This is a genomic window from Vibrio sp. Vb0937, from assembly GCF_033338855.1.
Window position 1 is genome coordinate 1 of the sequence record NZ_JAWOTK010000128.1, and the last position, 1641, is coordinate 1641.

The 1641-nt window shown below is 44.7% G+C and carries 1 protein-coding gene and 1 pseudogene; one reads left to right on the plus strand and one right to left on the minus strand.

Features of this window, described 5'->3' with window-relative positions:
- Positions 1-226, plus strand: a pseudogene (locus R7P67_RS23715) (GntR family transcriptional regulator); the annotation flags it as partial.
- A gap of 92 nt (positions 227-318) precedes the next feature.
- Here the strand turns inward: R7P67_RS23715 and R7P67_RS23720 are convergent.
- A partial coding sequence (locus R7P67_RS23720; protein WP_318086182.1) for a diguanylate cyclase occupies positions 319-1641 on the minus strand: 1323 nt, incomplete at its 5' end.

Below are 1641 nucleotides of genomic sequence, written 5' to 3' on the forward strand. Positions count from 1 at the left end.
TTTGTTTACCTTCTTCCGAGATATTTTAAACCAGATCAAACGTTACCATTACTTTGCTATGCAAGTGCTAGGAACGAACAATCAAGGTCACTGCAATATCGATGAACAAGAGATGATCATGAAGTTATCGCTGTCTAAAAATAGTGACGATGCGGTGCAGTTTCTGGATCGTTATTTGTTGAAGTCGTTGCAATGTGTCGAAACCGCCATCGACAATCCGCTATAAACGTCACGCCAAATCAACTCGCTTATTAACGAAAAATCGGGTATATCCCGATTTTTTCTTTTTGGTATAAACGGTTCTCTCGCTCATGTGAACTAAGCAATATCATCAATGCTATGACACAAAGAAACGCAGTTTCTACCAGCGCTTTTGGATTCATACAGCGCGATATCTGCGCACTTATAGCTTCGAGTTCGATCGGCAGTGAGGTCACTATAACCCGCACTGACGGTAACGGTCATATTGCTTCGCAGCTGAACCGCGACTCGCAAACGATTGAGCACCACTTCGGCCTCTTTGACTGTGGTATGAGGCATGATCACCGCAAACTCCTCACCACCAACACGAGAAACAAAATCCGTAGTGCGCACTTCACGTAGTAACGTTTCTGCGACGCTACAAATGACTTTATCCCCTTCATCGTGACCGCGTTCATCGTTAATGCGCTTAAAGTGGTCAATATCAAACAAAGCCAAACACGTCGTCGGTGTATCAGGATAACGTTCTACAATATTCGCGTAGTGGGTTAATTGTTCTTCAAACTTTCTGCGATTCCACAGTCCCGTTAAACCGTCCTTCTCACTTAAGTTGCGCAGCTGCTCTTCCAACGCTTTACGTTCAGAAATATCCACCAGCGAAGTGATGTAATAGCTGATTTTACCGGACTTTGTTAAGTTCGCTTGGATACGCATGATCGCCGTAAACACATGATTCAATTGGGTACGGCAACGTACTTCGCCTTCCCAAACATTCTCGCGCCCTAACTTATTCCAAATGTTTAGCGTCTCTTCGAGGTCTTCAGGAAGCAAAATCAGGCTATGGGCATTTGAGCCTTTCACTTGTTCGGTAGAATAACCCATCATGTTTTCAAACTCTTGGTTGACCATGATGATGCGGAGCGATGCGTCAGAAATCATGACGGCGGTCATACCATCGAGTGCGGCACGGGCTAACTTCGATTCCACACTATGACGACGGTAATGCAGCGCCAACGCGGTAATTGGCAAAGTGAAAACCAGTACAAGACTTAATACAAACAAGGATTCTTGAATAAGGTCATTGATGTCGCGCGTCGCTATTTTTGACAACTGCTCATTCGAGAGGTCGATGATGAGATGCAAAGGTTCGTTGGAGACAAACTTAATCGAGCTAAACGCAATCAAATGTTCACCGTTATAAGAGTACCCCGCTTGCTCAGATACCACTCGCGGCCATATATCTGGATACATGTTCGAGAAATTAAACTGAGAACGCTCAGGAATAATATCGCCATACAAGCGCGACTCGTCAGGACTCGCGATATAAAAGCCGTTGTGCTTAACCAACTCGATGTGGAAATCTCGCACTGGTGAATAGTTGAGAAGGGATGACAGATACTCGATATCGACATTCAACACTAAGTAACCCTGTCGAACGTC